The sequence below is a fragment of the Nodularia harveyana UHCC-0300 genome, from assembly GCF_034931085.1.
Classification (GTDB): Bacteria; Cyanobacteriota; Cyanobacteriia; order Cyanobacteriales; family Nostocaceae; genus Nodularia; species Nodularia harveyana.
On the sequence record NZ_JAYGHG010000033.1, the window covers coordinates 31195 to 53761 of the forward strand.

The 22567-nt window shown below is 42.3% G+C and carries 18 protein-coding genes and 1 pseudogene; 10 read left to right on the forward strand and 9 right to left on the reverse strand.

The genetic code is table 11. The features are described 5' to 3' along the window. The 3 genes from VB620_RS17130 to VB620_RS17140 form a co-directional block, all read right to left on the reverse strand. A partial coding sequence (locus VB620_RS17130; RefSeq protein ID WP_323197357.1) for a tetratricopeptide repeat protein occupies positions 1 to 1639 on the reverse strand: 1639 nt, incomplete at its 3' end. Between the two features lie 69 nt (positions 1640 to 1708). Continuing rightward, positions 1709 to 2143 (reverse strand): hypothetical protein, encoded by a 435-nt coding sequence (locus VB620_RS17135; protein ID WP_323197358.1) that lies wholly within the window; start codon positions 2141 to 2143, stop codon positions 1709 to 1711. A gap of 175 nt (positions 2144 to 2318) precedes the next feature. Further along, positions 2319 to 3698, reverse strand: coding sequence for a cytochrome P450 (locus VB620_RS17140; protein WP_323197359.1), 1380 nt, complete (start codon positions 3696 to 3698; stop codon positions 2319 to 2321). A 15-nt stretch (positions 3699 to 3713) separates the two neighbouring features. Here VB620_RS17140 and VB620_RS17145 point away from each other — a divergent pair, with 15 nt between their 5' ends. Continuing rightward, entirely contained in the window at positions 3714 to 3854 is a 141-nt protein-coding gene (locus VB620_RS17145; protein ID WP_323197360.1) for a hypothetical protein, read from the forward strand. A gap of 215 nt (positions 3855 to 4069) precedes the next feature. After that, the gene (locus tag VB620_RS17150) at positions 4070 to 4645 is read left to right on the forward strand and encodes a hypothetical protein (protein WP_323197361.1); all 576 of its coding nucleotides are present in this window, start codon (positions 4070 to 4072) and stop codon (positions 4643 to 4645) included. 28 nt (positions 4646 to 4673) lie between these two features. Here the strand turns inward: VB620_RS17150 and VB620_RS17155 are convergent, their stop codons facing one another. Next, entirely contained in the window at positions 4674 to 5561 is an 888-nt protein-coding gene (locus tag VB620_RS17155; protein WP_323197362.1) for an alpha/beta fold hydrolase, read from the reverse strand. Positions 5562 to 5673: 112 nt separating this feature from the next. On the opposite strand from VB620_RS17155, the gene VB620_RS17160 reads away from it, so the two are divergent. From VB620_RS17160 to VB620_RS17185, 6 genes are all read left to right on the forward strand, one after another. Beyond that, positions 5674 to 5982: a carbon dioxide-concentrating mechanism protein CcmK gene (locus tag VB620_RS17160; RefSeq protein WP_323197363.1), complete on the forward strand. Its 309-nt coding sequence runs from the start codon at positions 5674 to 5676 to the stop codon at positions 5980 to 5982. A gap of 89 nt (positions 5983 to 6071) precedes the next feature. Next, positions 6072 to 6422: a carbon dioxide-concentrating mechanism protein CcmK gene (locus VB620_RS17165; RefSeq protein WP_323197364.1), complete on the forward strand. Its 351-nt coding sequence runs from the start codon at positions 6072 to 6074 to the stop codon at positions 6420 to 6422. Between the two features lie 625 nt (positions 6423 to 7047). Then, positions 7048 to 8235 carry a HetZ-related protein 2 gene (locus VB620_RS17170; RefSeq protein WP_323197365.1) on the forward strand — a complete coding sequence of 396 codons (1188 nt, stop codon included), beginning with the start codon at positions 7048 to 7050 and terminating at the stop codon, positions 8233 to 8235. Between the two features lie 473 nt (positions 8236 to 8708). Next, on the forward strand, positions 8709 to 9962 hold the full coding sequence (locus VB620_RS17175) for a pilus assembly protein PilB (protein WP_323197366.1): 1254 nt from the start codon (positions 8709 to 8711) through the stop codon (positions 9960 to 9962). A gap of 205 nt (positions 9963 to 10167) precedes the next feature. Next, the gene (locus VB620_RS17180; protein WP_323197367.1) at positions 10168 to 10851 is read left to right on the forward strand and encodes a Crp/Fnr family transcriptional regulator; all 684 of its coding nucleotides are present in this window, start codon (positions 10168 to 10170) and stop codon (positions 10849 to 10851) included. A 457-nt stretch (positions 10852 to 11308) separates the two neighbouring features. After that, entirely contained in the window at positions 11309 to 13093 is a 1785-nt protein-coding gene (locus VB620_RS17185) for a M61 family metallopeptidase (protein WP_323197368.1), read from the forward strand. Between the two features lie 377 nt (positions 13094 to 13470). On the opposite strand, the gene VB620_RS17190 is transcribed toward VB620_RS17185, so the two are convergent. After that, a complete protein-coding gene (locus tag VB620_RS17190; protein WP_323197375.1) occupies positions 13471 to 16479 on the reverse strand; it encodes a UPF0182 family protein in 3009 nt (1002 codons plus the stop codon). 141 nt (positions 16480 to 16620) lie between these two features. Between VB620_RS17190 and VB620_RS17195 the strand changes: the two genes are divergently transcribed. Continuing rightward, positions 16621 to 16791, forward strand: a complete 171-nt coding sequence (locus VB620_RS17195; protein ID WP_407674249.1) for a hypothetical protein — start codon at positions 16621 to 16623, stop codon at positions 16789 to 16791. A 16-nt stretch (positions 16792 to 16807) separates the two neighbouring features. Further along, the gene (locus VB620_RS17200) at positions 16808 to 17251 is read left to right on the forward strand and encodes a cyclic nucleotide-binding domain-containing protein (RefSeq protein ID WP_323197369.1); all 444 of its coding nucleotides are present in this window, start codon (positions 16808 to 16810) and stop codon (positions 17249 to 17251) included. An 81-nt stretch (positions 17252 to 17332) separates the two neighbouring features. Here the strand turns inward: VB620_RS17200 and VB620_RS17205 are convergent, their stop codons facing one another. The 4 genes and pseudogenes from VB620_RS17205 to VB620_RS17220 all read right to left on the reverse strand — a co-directional run. Beyond that, the gene (locus tag VB620_RS17205; RefSeq protein WP_323197370.1) at positions 17333 to 18784 is read right to left on the reverse strand and encodes a cobyrinate a,c-diamide synthase; all 1452 of its coding nucleotides are present in this window, start codon (positions 18782 to 18784) and stop codon (positions 17333 to 17335) included. A 157-nt stretch (positions 18785 to 18941) separates the two neighbouring features. Continuing rightward, positions 18942 to 20303: a glucose-6-phosphate dehydrogenase assembly protein OpcA gene (gene opcA / locus VB620_RS17210; protein ID WP_323197371.1), complete on the reverse strand. Its 1362-nt coding sequence runs from the start codon at positions 20301 to 20303 to the stop codon at positions 18942 to 18944. 174 nt (positions 20304 to 20477) lie between these two features. Next, entirely contained in the window at positions 20478 to 22007 is a 1530-nt protein-coding gene (gene zwf, locus VB620_RS17215) for a glucose-6-phosphate dehydrogenase (protein ID WP_323197372.1), read from the reverse strand. A gap of 77 nt (positions 22008 to 22084) precedes the next feature. Continuing rightward, a pseudogene (locus VB620_RS17220) lies at positions 22085 to 22282 on the reverse strand (transaldolase); the annotation flags it as partial. Positions 22283 to 22567 lie beyond the last annotated feature (285 nt).

Below are 22567 nucleotides of genomic sequence, written 5' to 3' on the forward strand. Positions count from 1 at the left end.
CATATCTTCCTTGGGATTTGTAGAGTAATGCCAAGTTGTTGAGGCTGGTGGCGACATGGGGATGATGGTCTCCCAGCAGGCGTTTACAGAGTTCTAAAGCTTGGAGATACAGGGGTTCGGCTTGGTCGTACCTTCCTTGGGAATCGTAGAGTCCAGCCAAGTTGTTGAGGCTGGTGGCGACTGAGGGATGATTTTCTCCCAGCAGGCGTTTATAGAGTTCTAAAGCTTGGAGATACAGGGGTTCCGCTTGGTCGTACCTTCCTTGGGATTCGTAGAGTAATGCCAAGTTGTTGAGGCTGGTGGCGACATCGGGATGATTGTCTCCCAAGCGGTCTTTTGTAGTTAATAAACACTGCTGATACCAAGGTTCGGCTAAGGTATACAAACCTTGTCCTTGATAGAATCTGCTTAAGCCGAAGAAAGGCGAAATTAAATCTTCATCACTGACGTATGGAATCAGATGATTTGCGACTTCAGCTAAATGAGGAATGGCGAGGGAAACAGCGTTGATTTCTTCAACTGTGGGAGTCTGAGGAATTTCTTGGGCGACTGCTACCATTACCTGAGAAACGGAACCCTTAAATTCCTCCACCTGCTCTAAACCTGTCAGCTTAGATTGGAAAAATTCCCGCAGCAGTGGATGTAGTTGATAGATTCCCTCACCTTTGCGCTGGAGTAAATGCAGATACAGCAGCTTATCGTCCCGAATTTCTTCTAAATCTTCCTCATCTTCTTCTGGTAGGGACTGCGTGGCGTTCCTGAATATGAATCGGAATATAAAACTCAATAATCCGCTTTTGGGCTTTTTCGCCTTTGCGACCTGTTTCACCAAATCCCAGGGTATGGGTGCGGCTGCAAATAAACTGAGTAAACAGCCTAATTGCTGATCATCCTCTGCTAATTCCTGCCAACTCAACTCAAAGGCGGCTTGCACTCCCAGTTGTGCTGTCATATCGGCTTCTGGCTTGTCCAGTGCAGCTTGTTCTAATCGCTTTTTCTCCAAGCGTTCCATCATTTTCGATAAAGACAAATCCTGTTTCCGCGCCAGATATCTCCCCACCAACTCCAAACCCAAGGGTAAATACCCCAACCATTCGCACAACTGATTTGCTACATCTAATTCTTTCTCAATTCGCTCTGGTGTGTCTCCCAGCAAAGACCGTAACAACTCAAAGGCTGCATCTGGTTTTAATACATCCAAAGGTAATTGCTTGATGGATGCACCCAACAGTTGGCGCGTCGTCATCAACACTCTAAATTTGGAAGATAGCCCCTGTAGGTAAGGTTTAATTTCCTGATAATCTGTGACATCATCCACCACTAGCAACACATCACCTTCACGCCAATTCCGCCAGCAGAATTGTACCTGTGCGGCTAAATCAAACTCTTCTGGTGGGTTTAAATCAAGGTGAGTTCTGGCAAACTGCACCAGTTGAACGCCCACATCCCCAGCTTTCCCCTGTAACCAGCACAGTCCACCTTTGTAGGTTTCGTGCTGATTCATTGCATATTGCAAGGCGAGTTCTGTTTTACCCAGTCCACCCATTCCCGCAATTGCTGCAATAGCGACTTGGTTATTTTCCTGCAAAAGTTGGTGGAGTTTTTGCAGTTCTTCATCACGTCCCACAAATTTCACCACCCCACTCAGGGGTAAATTTTGCGGAATTTGAGGATTTAACTTTACCTGTTCCCCTTCAGGCGAGTACAGTCAAAAGTTCTGAGTACCAATGAAAGTATTTCCCTGAAAGACGTTTTTAATTGAGTCAGCTAATTTTGTCGAATTGATCACACCTGCTGGTTGCGAGTTGAGGTCATTTGCTAAAGCCTGAACCTTTGGCGCTACTTGTGGGTCAGCGTTTGCGGCTGCTTCCACTTCCAGCACTGATTGAGCAATTTCGGTGTCTGTATCAGCTGCTGCTTTCAATTCCAGTACTGCTTGACCATAATCTAACGCTTGCTGTGGGTTTCCCTCTGGCGTATTCGCTAGTAAGGGGACTTTATTTTTCTTTTGTAGCTGTGCGATTAACTCGTTACTTTTTTGGATAGCTGCTTCCCCCAGCTTTTCGCCTGTTTTTTCTAAGGCTTTAGTTAAAACTATTGTAGCGATCGCAGTTCCTACAGCTGTTAATGTTATTGGTTCCATATCAATAATATTAAGAGATTATACTTGTTTTACTCAGTATAACTGCTTCTCTAAAAATTGCTGATTTTGAAGAATTTAGCTCACGCAAAGGCGCATACTTCGACTTCGCTCAGTAAGCAGAGGCGCAGAGGGTAGGAGATGAAAATATTCCCTACTCCCTACTCCCTACTCCCCATTAAACGTTCACAGGTATACTCGCTCTTGTTACCTGAACTGTGGGTATCATCTGCATCCCCGATGGTGCGGCTAAGGTCAGTCCACGGCGCACGGGATACACAGGACGCTGGTTAACCGGAAATAATTGAAATTCTGCCAAAATCGTCGCTAAAGCAATTTTCATCTCATACTGGGCAAAAGCCAAGCCGATACAACGCCGATTTCCACCGCCAAAGGGGATATATTCATAGGGGGAAAATTGCTTGTCTAAAAACCGTTCTGGTTTGAATTGCTGAGACTGTGGGTAAACTTCCTCTCGATGATGAGTTAAATAAATACTAGGAACTATCGCCGTTCCTTCTGGTAATTTATAGCCCATAATTTCTACTGGGGTTTTCACAACTCTGATAAAACCATTGGCGACAACTGGGTAAATTCTTAGCGTTTCTTGGCAAACTGCGGTTAAATATGGCAATTTAGCAATGCTACTGGGTTCAGCATTCACACCCAGGGTTTCTAGTTCTCGTTGTAATTTTTCTCGCACTTCTGGTAATTGTCCCAACCAGTAAAAAGCCCATGTTAATGCAGAAGCCGTAGTTTCATGTCCCGCAACTAACATTGTCATTAATTCATCGCGTAATTCCACATCTGACATTCCCTCGCCATCCTCATCACGAGCCGAAATCAATAGGCTGAGAATATCTTGGCGATGTTGTCGAGTTTCCCCCCGACGTTCTTTAATCAAACCATAAATTAGTTGATCGATTTGCTGCAATAGCCGCACAACTCGCCCCCAAGGACTCCACGCACCTAAATCTTTTTGCATAAACCTAAAAAAGAAGGCGCTGGACATTAAAGGGGAACCCATGAAGTCTAGGAGGGAAGTGAGTAGTCGCCCCAATTCTCGATAAACTGGACCTTCATCCACACCAAACACTACTCGTAAAATCACGCGCATGGTGATTTCTTGCATTGAGGCGCGGATATTAAAGGGTTTGCCAATTCTCCATTCGTTACTAACTTGTTGGGTAATTTTGCGGATAGTTTCACCGTAAGTCCGCATCCTTTCACCATGAAACGGTGGTGTTAATAATTGCCGTTGGCGCTGGTGCTTATATCCATCTAGTAAAATAACTGAATTATCCCCTAGTAAAAATCCTAAACCACTGTTTCCTCCACCGGATTTAAAACAGCTAGCATTAGTAGTAAAAATCTGTTCTAGTGCTTGAGGATGACTAAAATATACAATGTGTCTATCCCCACGATTCCAGATAGTAAAGTTGTCGCCATAAACTTGGGCAAAATCTTCTACATATTTCACTGGCTGGGTGATAAATTTGATCATCCGCAGATAGCGCGGTAATTTGGGTCCATCGGGTAAGTTGTAATTTAATGTCATAGGAGTTTGTTTGAGGTGACGGCTTCTGATTTTTATGTTTACGAGTTTTTATGTGATTCCAGGCTACAGAAAGCGTTATATTTAACTAAGGCAGCCTTAGAAGTCAGCATTGCCAAAAATAATCGTTATCCTCAAGGTTTAGGAACGAGTCGTTAAAACGAATATGGCAGTTAATTTAGCCGCACAATTTCGGCAAAAAAACAAGTTTAATCTCATTGATGCAGATATTCAAGTTTCTAGCCTGTTTATAGGTGGGGCGAAATTATAACTAGAGGATGTCGCTATTACTCAATGGCGAAGAAAAATACACCATAGGCGGAATGAAATTAACCCTGGGTGGTTGATCAATTACAGCGTGATTGGAGAAAATAATGGTTAAGAAACATCTATCTGATTTAGGACAAGAACAACCACAAAAATTGATACCACTGGAAAATCAATCTACGATTGAAGTTAAAGCTGAGAAAGTTACCGGAGACAATGCTTTAATTACAGAGAATTTACCTCAGCAGACACCAAAACCAAGTGTTCCGCAAGATACTATCTCTAATAATAATTTGGAAACCACTATCCAAGAATTAAAACAAAGTCTCACACAATCTCAAGATAAAGAAAAATCTCTGCAAAAGCAAATCGTCGATTTGCAATCAGTTTTATATGAAAAGCAAGTATTAACTGAAAGGCTGACTAAAGAGTTGCAAGAAACTAAACAAACGGCGTTACACCTTGCGGAAGCTAATTCCCAACTGATTGCAGAAAGTGGTGCCAAAGTTCCAGACAAACCCCAGTCCCCGGCGATTCCAGATCAGGAAAATAAATCTGCTATCCAAGTTAAGAAAAAATATAACCCAGTAGGTTATAAAAAATCACATCAAGTTCCTGAATATCTGCTAGAACGTCAAAAAGAAGGTGATAATTTTGCTGATAATACTTGGTTATACGATTAATTCGTAATTCGTAATTCGTGGTTCGTAATTAATTGCGAAATTCTAGGATGTTTTGGGCGGTGATTTGTGGCTGTTCTAGGTGTGGGACATGACCACATTCGGGAATCCATGTTAATTGACTATGGGGAATTGCTTGTTGAAACTTTTTAGCATCAGCAGTACCTAAAATCTGATCGGCATCACCCCATAATATTAGGGTTGGTGGTACAATTTTTGATAACTGTTCCCATTTAAAAGCGCTATAACCACCGCTTTTAGTGAAAGCTATTAATGCTTGGCTCCAATGGGGCATTTCTAGGTGTAATGCAGCACATAGTTGTGCATCTACTGAGGCGAGAAGCTTGTTTTTATAAGCAGTGCGGGAAATGCGATCGCGGATCTTCGGGTTACGCAAAAAATTAGCGGCGAAGGTATCCAAAGGGGGAAACATCAATTTGCTTAAGGGTGAACCCCCTTTCAACCCGGCGCTATCTATTAATACCAGTTTTTCTACTACTTCTGGGTAAGTCAGGGTAAAATCAATGGCCGCAGCACCCCCCATTGATGCACCCACTAAAATCACAGGTTTGTTAATCAGGGTTTTCCATAAATGATACAGATGGGTTTTAATCGCCAGGGGACTAAATGGAATATCGGCGATTCTCTCTGTGAACCCAAAACCCAACAAATCCACCGCCCAGGTTTCATTATCACCCGCTAGCAGTGGCAAAAGGCGACGGAACTCTAACACGGAACTGTCGAAGCCGTGAATTAATAAAATGGGCGTACCACCAGTACCTTTTTGAGTATATGTGGTGGTAATTGCTTGACTTGTTAAAGGAGTGGCGATCGCTTGACTTTGAATACTTTGAGCCAAGGCGATGGAGGCAGATTCGGTCAGTTGCCCAACTGTGCTAGGTAAAAAACTAGGAAACATAATCTTTAGTTTACCCCAGAGCCTCAGAAAAAATTTTCCTAAATGTCAAAATTGGTACGAAAGCCTCGTACAATTAATATCACTTAATTTTTTCGACTCAGGAGCTAATGCCATGCCAATGGCGGTTGGCGTAATTGAAACCTTGGGCTTTCCTGCTGTACTAGCAGCAGCCGATGCAATGGTTAAATCTGCCGCAGTCTCAATTGTGTATTATGGTCTAGCCGAAAGCGGTCGGATGTTAGTCGCTGTTCGGGGACGTGTTTCGGAAGTTAACCGGGCGGTAGAAGCCGGAATATTTGCCGGAGAACAAACTTTTGGGGGTCAAGTAATTACCCACTACATTGTTCCTAACCCGCCGGAAAACGTGGAAACCATTTTACCAATCCACTTCACCGAAAAATCGGAACCATTCCGTATGTAAATGTGTTTTTTGATCATTCAACTTTCTAAGGTTGCTGCGGACAATAGATTTGTCCCACCACATAGATTTATTCATACAGGAGATTACTAATGTCACTACAGGCCGTCGGAGCGCTCGAAACAAAGGGTTTTCCTGCTGTATTAGCAGCAGCTGATGCGATGGTTAAAGCTGGTCGCGTTACCCTTGTGGGTTATATCAGAGTAGGTAGCGCTCGTTTTACAATCAATATTCGTGGGGATGTTTCTGAAGTCAAAACAGCGATGGCTGCTGGTATTGAAGCCGCAGAAAATGTTCATGGTGGTACTTTGGAATCCTGGGTGATTATTCCTCGTCCCCATGAAAACGTAGAAGCGGTTCTACCAATTGCCTATACAGAACAAGTCCAACAGTATCGAGATTCTGTAGAAAACCCCATTGTCCGATCTTCTAACAGGTCATAAACTCGAATTCATCAGTTGGTAGTCAACAGTTAATGTGTTAATAATTTATCGATAATTAACCTTTGATATGTGACTATTAACTTTTGTCTCAAAAACTATAATAAATCCATAAATATTAGTTTGCAGTCGCATAACATCGGCGGGAAAAATTGGTCTTGAGTTTAGTCTGATCTGCTGTGGCGTAACCTTGCTAGACTACCGATGTGTCAGCCATATCCTGCGAAATCTATAAGAGTTCAACCTAAGTTCAAGATGTAAAATAGATATTTTTTAGTTAATTAATAATACAATCTGATTATCTATAAGCCAATATTCAAGAAACAACAGACAAAGATTTTCAAAATATAGCAACCGCCAAGGAGGTTAGGACAAAAATAGATCATAAAACCCTTGTAATTCAGGAGTTTTAAGCCTGCTCCCCTGCTCCCCTTCGACTGCGCTCAGGGCAAGCCTGCTCCCTGCTCCCCTGCTATATTTAGGTAACATAAAAACTACAAATTACGAAAATTTGCCTAAAATTTGCATAATTAATCAATCTAGATGTAATAAGAAGAGAAGCACTGAGATGTCTTGATAGAAAAGACAAACTCATGAGCAACTACTAGAACCTCAGTGAAGTATGAAAATGGGGGTTGTGATGCCAACTTTAAGACAGGGTTTTGAGGAGCGCAATCTCGCTATGACAAAGGAGGCAGAAAAACTAGTTGATTATTGGGGTCAGCGTCTAGCTGCGGAGTGTCCAGAACAAAGTATAGCCAACAGAGAAAGTATTATTTTCTGGCTTTTAGGCAGTGACTGGAAACGCTTCGACCACCTCAATTCGGAAGAATTACGGATTGCTAAACAATCGATGGTATATCGGTGGAAAATTTTACGTCAACGCTACTTGGGTATAGGGCGAGAACGTGCCTACCATCACCTGTTGAATCGTTTGGCAAGTTTAGTTACATTACGAAATAAGATTCAGACTTGGATTTCTCTAAGCCGCGATCGCCACCGTAGCGTCATAGATGTTTTGCAAGAAGTTATACAAGAATTACTGCAAAACGATAAGTATATCCAGCAGCAAATGGCTGATATCGCTGAATTTACCAGTGATAAACGACTGCGGGATAACCTACTATTTACCAGTATCGAAGAGTATGCTATGCGTCCAGTTCGTAATCAACCCTTACTGGTGTATAGATTTGTCAACTACCTGCGCCGAATGCAGCGTGGTGGTTTAACTCAAGTACCAGGGAGTGATTTAGTCAAGCTAGTTTCCGAAGAAATCCTCTCCGATGATCATGATTACCGGGTAAACTTAGCAGATAATCAGGCGATCGCCGAATATCAAGCCGCACAACAACTAGAAGAACAACAAGCATTGCGGCAATTAGTACAACAAGAATTTACCGACTATTTACAAACAAATCTTGGACAAGAAGCAGTAACCTGGTTGCAATTGTATCTCCAAGGCAAATCTCAAGATCACATCGCCAAACAACTACATAAACCAATCAAAGAAATTTACCGACTGCGGGAAAAAATTAGTTACCATGCAGTACGCGTATTTGCCCTCAAAGCTCAACCAGAACTCGTAGATAACTGGTTAGGAATTTCCCTCCAGGCAAATAATTTGGGGCTAACTCAAAAGCAATGGCAACAACTGCATAACAACCTTACCCCTGCGAGGCGGCAGATCCTAGATTTGCTCAAAGCAGGCAACTCTATAGAAGCAATAGCCCAACAATTAAAACTCAAAACTCATCAAGCTATGGGCGAATGGGTAAAAATCTATCTTGCTGCTCAATCTTTAAGAACTGACGATTAAACTGGTTTATTAGTCAAAACAGCAACAGCCAAGAAGATTAAGACAAACAAATCATCAAACCTCTGCAATTACGAAGTCTGAAGTCTATTATTTATTCCCTGCTATATATCTAACATACGGTGATCAATATGGTAAAGTTAGTTTCAGGACATATCAAACATCGAAATTTAATAAAACCAATGGTTGATGCCAGACTTGTGTAAAATTGCTTTTTGTCCTGAAAAAAGACTTATAACTCACCAAAAAACATTCAACTCTCAACCTTGCAGCCAGTAATTAACTTTACTAAAACACAAGATTCCATAGTTCAAGTCAGTAGATAAATTCTCATTATAAAATTCAAGCCACAATTTAGAGGCAGTATGCAAAAACTTCTTTGCTGACCTCAATTAAACAAAAAATCAAAACTTCAAATACTTATGACTAATTTGGAGCAAAATAAAATATAACAAAATACTGAGTAATCTAAATTTATGTGGTCTTCAGACGGCAAATCCACTGATACCAGAGGTAACGAAGAGAAATTATCACCCAACAGTCCAGGACATTGGGAACAAAGAAGCGAGGAAGTATTCCATCTTATTGATACCCTCTTATCCTTTGAAGCTTGTCTATATCATCAATTTGCGCCCTTTGCAATAGAAGATAATCAGCTGTTATTAAGTATGGTTCATCCAGAAGACACGGAAGCGCTAGATTACGTCAGTCGCATCGTATCTTACATTAATTGCAAAATCGTAGCTCATCAAATCTCTACCGACACACACCGGAGTATATTATCGGCTTACCTCAACCATAAAAATACATTCCTCCCCAATGGTCAAGAAGTTGATGAGGAAGCAATTAACTTGCTCTCAGAACACAGCAAAACAACTATTATCCAAGAAATAGACCAAATAATTGAATCTGGAACTACCTCCTTTCCAACCTATGAGCGAGGATCGATGTCATTCTCCCAGACAGAAAACCCACAACATTCTCAGCCACTCCACAATTATTCCCCCACCTCCAATATCAATAACTTATCTGCAAATACCACCCCTAGTCCTTCCATAGACGATAAACAAACCGCAGAAGCTGCTAGGTTAAAATTGCTGAGTAAATTAACTGTTTTACAAATACATTTTTCCGAAGAATTTATTCCTATTGAGACGTTGGTCAGCCTACCACCGAAAAAATTACTAGAAGAATTACTGAGGCGAGTTATGAGTGGGGGCATTGGTCGCTTGTATTTGGAAAGACAACCTTACCAAGGTAGGATATTTTGGAGTGACAATGGAGTAATGCAGTCTGTATTAGAAAATCTTCCTCTGTCCGTATTCCAAGGAGTCCTTAATCAGCTAAAGAACTTTGCCTCCTTACCTGTAACCAAAATTTCAGAACCACAACAGGTAGAAAAAGAATGTCTGTATCAAAAAAATCGTTTGTTATTACGCCTACGTGTCATCCCAGGTACTTACGGTGAAGAGGCGACGCTACAAATATTAAAGGGAACAGCTTTAAAATTTTATCATCAACAGCAGTTAGTCCGTCTGACTAGTGATACCTTGGTAATTTCTCAACAACTGAGCTTGAAGTTACATGAACTCCAAGAACGAATGCTACTAAATTCCAACTTAAAATCTGAGCAATTGTCCTCTGTCATGGCTTTAAATAAATTAGTAGAAAATTTAGACCAGCAGATACAAAAACTGAGAGCAACTAGCGATCGCCCAAAAGACAGATGAACACAATTAATTGTGTCAGTGAAAGTGCTGATTTTTTTCCTTCATACACTTGCTATGTTGTAATGGAATTATAGACTAAACCCTTTCAATAATTTGGTGTAATTTATTGCAAACAGTTAGTTGTTTATACTAGAATTGTGGGTTTAAAAATTTATAGTAGCCAACCAAATTTTTCACACTTAAACTCATTTATTCGAGATGCTATATGCAGACTGAGGATTTTAGTCAACTTTTTCCCTTACTAAGTACCGCCAATCCACAAACTTTGGAATGGCTGCTCAACGTGGCAATTGAACATGAATACCCTGTTGGGCGCGCCGTATTAATGGAAGATGCCTGGGGTAACGCAGTTTACTTTATCGTTTCCGGTTGGGTGAAAGTCCGACGCATCTCCAGAGATGATTCTGTAGCTCTGGCTATTTTAGGTCGAGGTGATTTTTTCGGCGAAATGGCCATTTTAGATGAATCCCCCCGTTCAACCGATGTCATTGCCCTTTCGCCAGTCAAGTTGTTGAGTATCTCTAGAGAGCGTTTTATTCAAATATTATTTAAAGATCCACAGTTACATCACCGGATGTTGCAACTGATGGTGCGGCGATTGCGACAAATTAACCAACGTTTACAAATCCGCTCTTCTCCCCCTGCTGTAAAACTTGCTCATACCTTAGTTGCTTTGGGCGAAAGCTATGGACAACAATCCAGCAAGGGTAAGGAAATTTTGAATATTCCTTTTAAAGATTTAGCCGAAGTTACAGAAATTGGTGTGCCAGAAACTAGCAAAATCATGGAAAAATTAAATGAAAAAGGTTGGATCATGATTGACAATGCCAACGATATTATTCATCTCATCAACTGGAAACAATTGATTAACCTCGCTGGCAAGGTGTAAACTCGATTTTATGTTTTTACACCAATAATTCCCAATATCATAGTTATAACGCCAACATATTTACGAAATCACCCTTTCTGCATGATGATAAATGTAATGGTTTGGACATAGCATTTATTAAATGTGGGAAAATACTTGTATTGGGGAAATCTCAGGCTAGTTAAATGTGTTCAGAAGTTGACCGTACTTATATTCGCTGGAATTGCTGCCAGACAACAGATAAAACTGTGGCAAATACTCAAGACCTTCTCATTCGAGGATGCAGCCGTTTCATATATACGGTAAAGAAACTTGCCGGAGGTAAATTCCTCAGAATCCTCATTCTGCAAGCATCCTCTAGCTTTTGAGCATGGGGAGTGTCAATCAGTCTTAAGTCTACAATTGTTCACTATTGACTATTGACCATTAATAATTGTCTACAAACTATTGACTCAGAATTTATAACTCTTAATTACAGATGACCGAAGCAACAGCACCTCGTATCGAGATTGGCATCCAGGAAACACTACCGATTATTAATTACCTGGTAGCAATGCCTCAACCAGAAACTCATCTGTTTGAGGTGACACTACAGTTAATTAATCACTCATCGACAATTCTTGATTTGAAAATGCCTGTATGGACACCAGGCTCATATTTAGTCCGAGAATACGCTAAAAATTTACAATATTTTGCCGCTTTTGCTGATGATAAGCCTTTGCCTTGGCGAAAAGTCAGTAAAAACCACTGGCAGGTAAATACAACTGGTGTTTCAGAGTTAACTGTGCGTTACCGGATGTTTGCCAATGAGCTATCAGTACGCACAAATCATTTGGATACTAGTCACGCTTATTTCAACGGTGCGGCACTGTTTTTTAGACTCCCTGGTTGTGAGGGTTTACCAATTCAAATTACCGTCGTACCACCACGCCCAGATTGGCAGGTAACTACTTCTCTACCAGCTGTTGGAGAGCAAGCTTATACTTTTTCGGCTGCTGATTTTGATACCCTTGTGGATAGCCCCTTTGAAATTGGTAACCACAAAACATATCACTTTGAAGTTTTGGGAAAGCCTCATGAATTGGCGATCTGGGGAGAGGGCAATTTACAATCACAACGGGTAATTGCCGATATCCAAAAAATTATCGCGGTAGAAGCCGAGATGTTTGGGGGTTTGCCCTATGAACGATATATTTTTCTGCTGCACTTATTTGCCCAAGCTTATGGCGGTTTGGAGCATAAAAACTGTTGCTCATTAATTTACCAGCGTTTTGGGTTTCGCTCTGAGGATAAGTACGAACGCTTTTTGCAATTAGTGGCACATGAATTTTTCCACTTATGGAATGTGAAACGCATTCGGCCTAAAGGTTTAGAGGTCTTTGATTACGAGCAAGAAAACTATACACCTTCTTTGTGGTTCTGTGAGGGAACTACAAGTTACTATGACTTATTGATTCCTTTGCGGGCTGGAATTTATGATGCTAAGTCGTATTTAAATCATTTGGGTAAGGAAATTACTAGATTTCTCACAACCCCAGGTCGGAAGGTGCAACCACTAACCGAGTCGAGTTTTGATGCTTGGATTAAACTTTATCGTCCAGATGCTAATAGCAATAATTGCCAAATGTCCTACTATTTGAAGGGGGAAATGGTTTCTTTGTTGCTAGATTTACTGATTAGAGCGCGACATGGTAATCAGCGATCGCTCGATGATGTCATGCGGCAAATGTGGCGGAAATTTGGACAACCAGAAATTGGCTATACTCCAGAACAATTGCAGGAAGTATGCGAATCAGTAGCGGGTGTGGATTTGACTGATTTCTTTGAACGCTACCTGGATAACACTGATGAATTACCTTTTAATCATTACTTAGAACCTTTCGGCTTGCATCTGTTAGCGGAACGGGAAGAAGAACCTTATTTAGGTATCAAGGTAAAAACTGAACAGGGACGAGAAGTAATTAAATTTGTGGAAGTCGGTTCACCTGCACAAATAGCAGGAATTGATGCGGGCGATGAATTATTAGCCATTGAAGGAATCAAGTTAACGGCTCATCAACTGAGCGATCGCCTCAAAGATTACCAAGCAAACGATAGGATTGCAGTTACAGTTTTCCACCAAGATGAATTACGCACCTATTCTGTCACCCTTAGTACACCACATCCGACAAAGTTTCAGATTGTTCCAGTACATAATCCCGATCCTGCACAGAAAGAGAATAGTGCAGGGTGGTTAGGCACACCGATGGTTACTCTCCGTTAATAGTAAACTCCCTACACTGTATCGGTGCAGTGTAGGCTTCCCAATTCATTGGGGATAGTTAAATTTTCAATATTTGGGTTAGCTAAAAATTCGGCATTTTGGCAGGACAAATCTTTTTGTAGCAGCTTAAATAAGATATCAACAGGGATAACGGGAAGCTGAAAACTCTACGCAGCATAAGGTATAGCCTTGTTTTCAATGCTCCCATCCCCATGCCAGTTGTTGATTTTGTGCTGGAGAATGTCAAAATGGGTGAACCAGTTAATTCGCAGCACTAAACCATCGCTTCATCACAACTGGCTAAAAATCTTACTAATTAAAATAGCTACTGGGGTTTCACTTTCCTGAAGCCAACTCCCGACGTTTTTCTGAAATAACTATTCTGTGGGTGCTGGCTCTTCTACAGGACGAATTATAGCTGGGGCTGGTGTGACTTCTGGCTGAAAGATTCCCTGTAGTGCTTGTTCTAATGTGGGAGCCATGACTATGCGGTTTTCAAAGGCGACGATTACCCGGACTAGGGTGGGTAGTCTGTTTTGGGTGGCTTCTAAATAAATCGGCTCGACGTATAATAAGGATTGTTCAATGGGAATAATTAAGAGATTACCCTGAACTGCTCTGGAGCCTTGACGATTCCACAGGGAAATTTGCTGGGAAATCACTGGGTCTTGGTTAATCCGTGCTTCTATTTGCTCTGGTCCGAAAACTAAGCGTTCTTTGGGAAATACATATAGTAGTAGTTTACCGTAGTTTTTACCGTCTGACCGCGCTGCTAACCAAGCAATTAAGTTAGAGCGTTGTCTGGGTGTGTAGGGTAATAGTAGGATAAATTCTTCTCTATGAGAGGCTTCGCTAACAAGGGGGACTGTGGGGAGGCTGGTAATTAAATAGTAGGGTTCTACTGGACGGGCTTCATTTCCATAGATTTCGTTGGGGATTTGCCATTGGTCTTCCCGGTTGTAAAAAACCTGGGGGTCTGTCATCTGGTAGGTCATCAATCGTTCGGATTGAATTTTGAAGAAGTCTACGGGATAACGAATATGGGTGAGGAGGGTATTAGGTAAATCACTCAGGGGTTTGAAGGTGTTGGGGAATATTTTTGACCAAGTTTTAATGATGGGATCGCGGGTATCGGCGATGTAAAAATTAACAGTGCCGTGGTAGGCATCTATGACTATTTTGACTGAGTTACGGATGTAGTTGATTTTTTCGCTGGTGGTGTCGGAGTAGGGATAGCGATCGCTGGTAGTATAAGCATCGATAATCCAGTAAAGATAATTACCATTACTCTGTTCAGAGCTAGCATCGGCGGCGACTAAATAGGGGTCACTATCAAATTGTAAAAAAGGTGCGATCGCCTGAATCCGTTCTTTTATATTCCGCCGAAATAATACCTTAGTATCTGGTAAAAAGTCCCGTGTAAATAACATCTGCCAATCTTTCAAATACATGGCAAATAATAATTTTCGCCATCTACTACCAATAGAAATACCGCCAGTTCCATTATAAATGTTGTAAACATTATCACTACCACTAGGATAGTCTAATTCCCTGACTCGTGTACCAGTCATTACATGAGTATTAGTAATTTCACCAAAATAAATCCGGGGTTCTCCAATGGGAATGCTATCACGAATGGCTTCATTAGAAGTTGTGAGCGGACTTTGATTATCCCCACCAATATCTTTAACAAAGTATTCCGGTAAACCACCTGGTCCGACTGTATTCACTGGACTCATGGTAAAACCGAAACCGTGAGTATAAATTAAATGCCGATTCACCCAAGTTTGAGCTTGTTGGGGTACAGCTTTGTAGTCTAGTTCCCGCGCCGCAATTAGCACCTGTCGCCGTTCTGTGGTGTCATTCTGTTCTGGGTTGGCTGCGGGTTGTTCTGGGGGAACTTCTCTCAATAAGGTGTAGCGGTCAATATCAGCATCGGGGAATCGGTAATAAAGTCGAATTTGTTGCAGTTGACGGTTAGTTTCTAGCAGTGGTTGTTGATCCCAAAGGCGAATATTCCGAACTGTCAAATCATTTCTTTGAATATCGGCTTCGGTTAGGTCTCCTGTGGGGTTGAAGGTTTGAACATCTATCTCATCTAAACCAAATGCTTGGCGAGTTAAGGCGATGGTACGCTCAATGTAGGGTTCCTCTTGTTTTAATTCGTTGGGCTGAACAATTAAATACTGCACTACAGTGGGGAGGACAAAATCCCCTGTGATCATTAGTACGAGATACAGTCCTAAACCATAAACTAGCAGTGGGCGATATCGAGACTGAGCTTTCCAAGCAAATGTTCGCCATAGGAGATAAGCAGCTAGGATCAAGGCTAAGACGGATAAGATGGTGTCAGCTGGCAAAACGGCGGTGACATCGGTATAACTAGCACCGTAAGTTACTCCTCGTTCGGAATAAACTAGTTCGTAACGACTCAACCAATAACTGAGGGCGATAACCAGCATCAATAAGCCGCCCAAGCCGTATAAATGACGCTGTTGTTGAGAGGAAAATCCGGGAAAAATTCCTTGGCTGAGACTATCTGCACAAAGGAGATAAGTCAGGCTGACAGAAATAAAAGCATAGAAAAATAATCCCAGAACCCATAGTTCTAAGAGTTCCCAAAATGGCAGAGAAAATATATAGAAGCTAATATCTAGACCGAATAAAGGCTCAGAGGCGTTGAAGGATGTGGGGTGAAAATATTGGAGTATTTTAGCCCAGTTGTGAGATATTACCCAAGCGAAGAGGACACTAAAACAAAGGGCGATCGCATTGAGGAAAAAACCAGGATAGACAATTATGGCGATCGCCACCCCCACAACAAATAACCAATACCAACTATGGGAGATAATTGCCACACTCACCAGTTGCCAAATTCTCTCTGGACGAAATAAAGGCGGAACTGGTGGAATAGTTCTACCGATGGGAGGATGCCAATAACTCACAGCGATTTCGCCGTAGTGAACCAGCATTAATCCCACTAATAGGGTGAATATCAAAGCTATAGGTAGCAACCACAGTAATCTTAATGGTTTAGTCCGAGATTTAGGAGACTGTGTTTCATCCCCTTGAGGATAGTTAGGACTGAGAAAGTTTTGCAAATCCCTCTCAATTCCAGCTTCCACCCGCCGGATTTCTTTAATTTTCAAAGAATTGGGATATTTTAGCTTTTGTGCCAACCTGAGATTTCCCAGTAAAAATGTAGCAGTTACACCAGCTACAAGTATCCACAAACCACCCTTAGTAATGATCCGCAGTAGGAAGACTTGCAGATAGCCCACATTCTCAAACCAGAAAATTTCTGCACCCAATCGAGAAACTAAATCCAGGAATAGCCAAACTCCCAGAACAATTATCAATAATTTAAAGCACCATTTCCAGAACATGACATCTTTGGGGAGTGGGGAAATCATCTACCTATTATCCCCATTATGCAGAAGTTACCAAAAAACTGAGTCTAAAGCCCCTTCGTTATACGGCCACTTTTATTATGATAGAGTGTTGCACATAGAAGTTTTCCACATAAAATGATTGTCTTGGAGTTCAAAGCCAAAGGGAAAACAACTCAATACACCGCTATTTATGAAGCGATTAGAACCGCTCAATTTGTTCGCAACAAGAGTATCCGTTTTTGGATGGATAACCGAGGAGTAGGACAAAAAGAACTATATCGCCTCAGTAAATATTTTAATGAATAAGTTGTAACGTTTAAGTATGCTGAGTAGCGTTGATCGGTTATTATTTGTGCGGCGAGTGCCGATTTTTAAAGAATTGCGAGATGATTTCATTGTCCGGCTGACTTCAGTTATGCACGAACTGGAATTTCCAGCTAATCACACGATTTTCAAACAGGGAGAAGAAGGGCGATCGCTTTATATTGTCGTCTCAGGGAAAGTTGAAGTCCACATTGGTGATCAAAAGCTCGCCGAGGTAGAACAGGGAAAATACTTTGGTGAAATGGCAGTATTTGATACTCAACCCCGTTCTGCTTCCGCCACAACTCTAGAAGCCTCGGAATTTTTGGAATTGACCCAAGAGCAATTGTATGATGCCATCGAAGAAACTCCTGAAATTGCGGTAAACATCATTCGAGAGTTATCCCGTTTGGTTCGGAGACTTAATGATCATATGAATGTGACCAATTCTCGGAATATTTAGATTTTTCGCTCAAATGATCCAATTTTTAGCCAGACTTACCCAAAGTTATTACTGGGGACTGCACTTGGGATTCCCTACTCCCTAAATAAACCTGAGACATTGTTTAAGGAATTGCTGTGGTATGTCTGTACTTTGTCCCCAGTGTAAATGAATATAAGAGGCGTGAAGGTTTTTGGGGAAAGCCCATCCTTCAGTTCCCATATTTTCTTCACAGTCGTAGCGATAGGTTTCAAATAAGGGCTGGAGAGGATTTACACTTAAACCAGAACGATGAAACTCATGTCCGTAAATGTCTGTACCTGCTGGTACTAGGAGATTATCTTGCAAAGCGATCGCGCGACGATAGCCTAAAGTTAAACGTCCACCCATGACAGCAGATGTGGGTAAAACTCCCGCCATTGGCCAGGATTTACCGTCAAAATCAATAATCTCCTCACACAAATACATTAAGCCGCCACATTCAGCAATTGTGGGTATTCCTGCTAAAATTGCCGTTTTTACCGTTTGCAGGGCGCTAGTGTTGGCTGCAAGGGTCTTTGCACAGACTTCTGGGAACCCACCACCAAAGTACATTCCTTGGATATTCTCTGGTAGTGCCGCATCTTCTAAGGGACTCCAAAAAACTAATTCTGCACCTAAGTTTTGCAGTAAATCGAGATTGTCTTGATAGTAGAAATTAAAAGCGCGATCGCGGGCGACGGCAATTTTTATGGGGGATTGCACTTCGGCTACGCTCAGTGTCCAGGGAGTAGGGAGTGGGGAGTGTGGGGAGTGTGGGGAGTGTGGGAAGTGGGGAGAGTGTGGGGAGTGGGGGAAGTGTGGGGAGTGTGGGGATTTTAATAGCGGTAATAATTCTGACCAATTGAAGCAAGTATCGCCTAAATCAGCCAGACGATTAATCACAGCATCCAATTCCGGAAGTTCCTCGGTGGGAACTAAACCGAGATGGCGATCAGGGATAGTGATATTATCTTGACGACGCAATACGCCGAAAATTGGTAATTTTAATGCTTCCAGGGAATCTTGGAGTAGAGATAAATGGCGATCGCTCCCCACCCGATTTAATACCACCCCAGCAATTTTAATTCTAGAATCTAAAGAGCAATAACCGTGAGCGATCGCCGCCACCGAACCAGACAAACGACTACAATCAATCACCAGCAGCACAGGTAAATCTAACAATCTAGCTACGTGTGCTGTACTAGCAAAATCAGTATTAATTAAACAATCTTCCTGATTAGCGACATCCTTCACCCCATCAAACAGCCCCATCACCCCTTCCACCAGGGAATATTCACACCCTTGGCTATGATTCGCAAAACATTTCTGCACGTAAGCCTCAGAAGTCAGCACCGCATCTAAATTGCGACAAGCACGACCAGTCACATAACTGTGAAACATCGGATCAATATAGTCCGGGCCAACCTTAAAAGATTGTACCGCCGAACCACGACGACATAAAGAAGCTAAAAGGGTGAGCGTAACTGTTGTCTTGCCCACCCCACTGCGTTCTCCCGCAATCACTAAAGCCATAGTCCAGGAATAATTAAGAATTGAATATTACTAATTATCCCATTCCCCATGAGCCAAGTAATATAGGCCTGTAGTTCTTTTCACCATAATTCGTAACTACAATCCCTCAGAGCGTAAACCCTCTTAAAATTACGAATTACGAATTACGAATTACGAATTATTCACCTAACTTCAGAGTCCGAGCGATCGCTGCCAAACTTTCCTCAAAAAGTGACTCCCGTCCCCAACGTTGCACCTGCTGACTCAGCAAAGCCTCAGCCTTTTGTTCCGAAAGTGAACCCACCTGTTGAAACAAACCAGCCGCCTGAGCGCCACCGTGGGTTTCCATTCGCATACAACCACCAGTTTCCGAACAAATTACCGTACCACAATCCGCTTCCAGATTTGTCGAACTCAGGCGCAGAGCAATCACATCACCCAGAATTTCACCCACATCAGCAACTGGAACCCCGGCTAACTCAGCCTCCACTTGTCGCTGATTTTGAGAAACAAAGCGGATTTTAGTGATTTCATAATCACCTATTTCCTTTTGATAAGAAACTGGCGACCATTCCAACCGACTAGCCAGCCAACCCAAAAATAGTAAAGCTTGGGCGGGATTACCCTTTTCATAGTCAATAGTCACACGATCAATTTCCTTCAGCGCTGCGCGACGATTAGGAGAGTCGTAAGCTTGAGCCGTCAATTCTTGCCATGCAGACAACCGTCGCCAATTTAAATCAGCCAAAGGAATATTACCCTTAACCAACTCTTGGAGACTCAGTAAATCAGTTTCTGGCTCATTAAAGTTGCAAGAATCAACAATCACATTATTGCAAATTGCCGCCAAGCGCTTAAACAAATGGTTCTGAGGATCTGGAGTCGCCTTCCACCACAGAAACTTCGGCAAACCACCAATTAATAGCGCCGGAATCATACCTCCCACACGTTCCAAAGCCGCAGCCGTGCCACTCAAAGTAATATATTCACAGCATATAAGCGTACTTGAGGATTGCTTTTGAATCGGGCAGTAAGCAGAAACTTGAGCTTTTACCCCTTCATCTTCCCCAGAAATTGGAAACAAAGCAATAATCCGGCAGGGATTCCGTAGGGCAATTTCATCCGCAATTGTGGGACTAGCGGAACCGAGATTATAACTAACACTTTCTCCAGTTGCCCCATTTCCCTGACGTTTAGCGAACTCTTCTCTCAATACAGCCAGGGTTTCCGGTGTAGCTAGGCCAGTTTCTGGCTGTCCATACTTAACCTGTGCTTGGCGTAAAGCAGCCGCCATTTGTGGCCCTAGAATGCCATCAATTGGGCCTGCATAAAACCCCAAAGCAGCCAACAAATACTGGGTTTCTTCTGGTTCGTAAACCACCAACGTAAATGTTGTCGCCCTAGTAGCAGCAGGAAGCCCACCATCCTCACCCGTAATACCGTAACCTTGCCAAATTTGATTCAGTTCCGTTTCTATTTCGCTAACCGAAATATCCTTGGGAGCTTGGAGTGAAAAAATTGTAGGAGCTTGGGAAATCATAGGACTTTAGTCATTGGTAATTAATCATTGGTAATTAGTCATTAGTCATTAGTCATTAGTCATTAGACCCCTTGCATAAATAATTATCATCAACGTAAACTGGCAGATAATTATTCCTGTTTCAGACCTTTGCAAGCAGTCTATTAGACATGAATAACAACTAATGACGGATTTCTACAGTCTGCGCCAGTTACGACCATCTTGGTTAATCAACAATTCCGCCTCTGCTGGTTCCCAAGTACCCGCTTCATAGCGAGGAATGGTAGCAGGATCTGATGGCGCATCCCATACAGAAAGAGCCGGAGTCACCACTTGCCAAGCAGCCTCCACCTCATCCGCCCGTGTAAACAAAGTTTGATCGCCCATCATACAATCAAGGAACAGGCGGTCATAAGCATCAGAAGTTGCTTGAATGCCAAATGAACCATAACTAAAGTCCATATCCACAGAACGAGTGCGGAATTCTGCTCCCGGCATTTTCACATCAAAACGTAAGGAAATTCCTTCATTCGGCTGAATCCGCATCGCTAAAATGTTGGCATTTCTCTGTTGAGAAGCAGATTGAAACATCCGAGAAGGCACATCGCGGAAGTGAATAGAAATCTCACTAACTTTTTTTGGCATCCGCTTACCTGTGCGGAGGTAAAATGGGACACCCTGCCAGCGCCAGTTGTCAACCATAAACTTCATAGCCACATAGGTAGGTGTCCCGGAATTGGGGTCAACTCCCGGTTCTTCGTGATAGCCTGACACTTGTTTACCCTTCATCCAACCAGCACTATACTGACCGCGCACGGCTGAACGTGACAGATTGGGAACATCAGCTAAACGAGTAGCTTGCAAAACTTTAACTTTTTCTGTCCGAATACTATCTGCATCCATTGAGTTGGGTGCTTCCATTGCCGTCAAACAGTACAGTTGCATAAGGTGATTTTGCAACATATCCCTAAGTGCGCCGGCTTGTTCATAGTAGCCAGCCCTGTCTTCCACACCTACAGTTTCTGCTACAGTAATTTGCACATGGTCAACAAATTGACGATTCCACAACGGCTCAAATATGGCATTAGCGAAGCGGAATACGAGCAAATTCTGAACTGTTTCTTTACCTAAGTAGTGGTCAATGCGGTAGACTTGATTTTCTTTGCAATATTTTTGTACCACTTGGTTAAGACTTTGAGCTGATGCCAAGTCTCGACCAAAGGGTTTTTCAATTACTAGACGATGCTTGTAGGGGTCATCTAGCATTCCGCCGCTCCCTAATTGCCTAATAGCTTCCGGGAAGAAGTTAGGAGCCACGGAAAGGTAGAACATCCGGTTTCCCCGTGTGTTCCGTTTCTCGTCTAATTCACTTAACAGGGTTTTCAGCTTTTTGTAGCTTTCTGGTTTGTCTATGTCTCCAGGACAGTAGAACAGACCTTTAGAGAAATCCTGCCAAAGTTCGCCTAAAGGGACATTAGCATGAGCTTCTTTCATCCCCTTTTCCATTTGTTCCCGGAAGTAGTCGTGGCTCCACTCTCGACGTGCTACGCCGACAATTGTTGTTTCTGGGGGAATACGTCCTTCTCGGCGTAATTTGTACAGTGCTGGCACTAATTTACGCCAGGTAAGGTCGCCAGAAGCGCCAAAGATGACTATAATCTGGGGTTCGGGCATCCCTTGTTGTTGCAGTCCAACGCGTAAGGGATTTTCTAGCAAACTAACCATAAAAGTTTTCAGTGGTGTGTTGAGTGGTGTGTGGGTCAGACGCGGGGAAATTGCGTCTACAAAAGAGTGTTGAGGGTCTACACTGGCGACAATAACTTAACTTTGTTCTCTAAATAGTTCATCAAGGACTGGTCAGGTTGTACGAATTTGTCAATACCTTCAACTAATAGTTCCTCAATAACGACATTAATATCAATGTTAATGTCTGGCTGTTTTAGGCTTTTCATTAACTGGTAAGCTTCTACAACTTCTATTTTTATGCGATTAGCTACATTGTGGCGTTGTCCATCACTGATCACATCGACCAACTGACGTAATTTTTAATTGATCACTAGGGCTATTTTGCATCCCCAATGCCAGATTTTATGGAATAAACAGTCATCGTGAACTTTTCTTGACTGGTATCAGTTCATCCCATCTAAATATAAAAGGGTTTGACACTCCTCAGCCTAAAGGCGTGAGGATTCTTCATTCATAGACCCAACTTGCTCATACAGGATTTCTCCAGTATGAGTAGAGGTCGAATCTCCTGAAGCGTTCACCTCGACTACGCTCGGTGA

Coding starts and splice junctions, on each gene's coding strand:
- VB620_RS17160 (WP_323197363.1), top strand. CDS start 5,674: ATGCCAATGGCGGTTGGCGTAATTGAAACCTTGGGCTTTCCTGCTGTA.
- VB620_RS17195 (WP_407674249.1), top strand. CDS start 16,621: ATGATTGTCTTGGAGTTCAAAGCCAAAGGGAAAACAACTCAATACACC.
- VB620_RS17205 (WP_323197370.1), bottom strand. CDS start 18,784: ATGGCTTTAGTGATTGCGGGAGAACGCAGTGGGGTGGGCAAGACAACA.
- VB620_RS17180 (WP_323197367.1), top strand. CDS start 10,168: ATGCAGACTGAGGATTTTAGTCAACTTTTTCCCTTACTAAGTACCGCC.
- VB620_RS17155 (WP_323197362.1), bottom strand. CDS start 5,561: ATGTTTCCTAGTTTTTTACCTAGCACAGTTGGGCAACTGACCGAATCT.
- VB620_RS17175 (WP_323197366.1), top strand. CDS start 8,709: ATGTGGTCTTCAGACGGCAAATCCACTGATACCAGAGGTAACGAAGAG.
- VB620_RS17150 (WP_323197361.1), top strand. CDS start 4,070: ATGGTTAAGAAACATCTATCTGATTTAGGACAAGAACAACCACAAAAA.
- VB620_RS17170 (WP_323197365.1), top strand. CDS start 7,048: ATGGGGGTTGTGATGCCAACTTTAAGACAGGGTTTTGAGGAGCGCAAT.
- VB620_RS17140 (WP_323197359.1), bottom strand. CDS start 3,698: ATGACATTAAATTACAACTTACCCGATGGACCCAAATTACCGCGCTAT.
- VB620_RS17165 (WP_323197364.1), top strand. CDS start 6,072: ATGTCACTACAGGCCGTCGGAGCGCTCGAAACAAAGGGTTTTCCTGCT.
- VB620_RS17190 (WP_323197375.1), bottom strand. CDS start 16,479: ATGTTCTGGAAATGGTGCTTTAAATTATTGATAATTGTTCTGGGAGTT.
- zwf (WP_323197372.1), bottom strand. CDS start 22,007: ATGGTTAGTTTGCTAGAAAATCCCTTACGCGTTGGACTGCAACAACAA.
- opcA (WP_323197371.1), bottom strand. CDS start 20,303: ATGATTTCCCAAGCTCCTACAATTTTTTCACTCCAAGCTCCCAAGGAT.
- VB620_RS17135 (WP_323197358.1), bottom strand. CDS start 2,143: ATGGAACCAATAACATTAACAGCTGTAGGAACTGCGATCGCTACAATA.
- VB620_RS17200 (WP_323197369.1), top strand. CDS start 16,808: ATGCTGAGTAGCGTTGATCGGTTATTATTTGTGCGGCGAGTGCCGATT.
- VB620_RS17185 (WP_323197368.1), top strand. CDS start 11,309: ATGACCGAAGCAACAGCACCTCGTATCGAGATTGGCATCCAGGAAACA.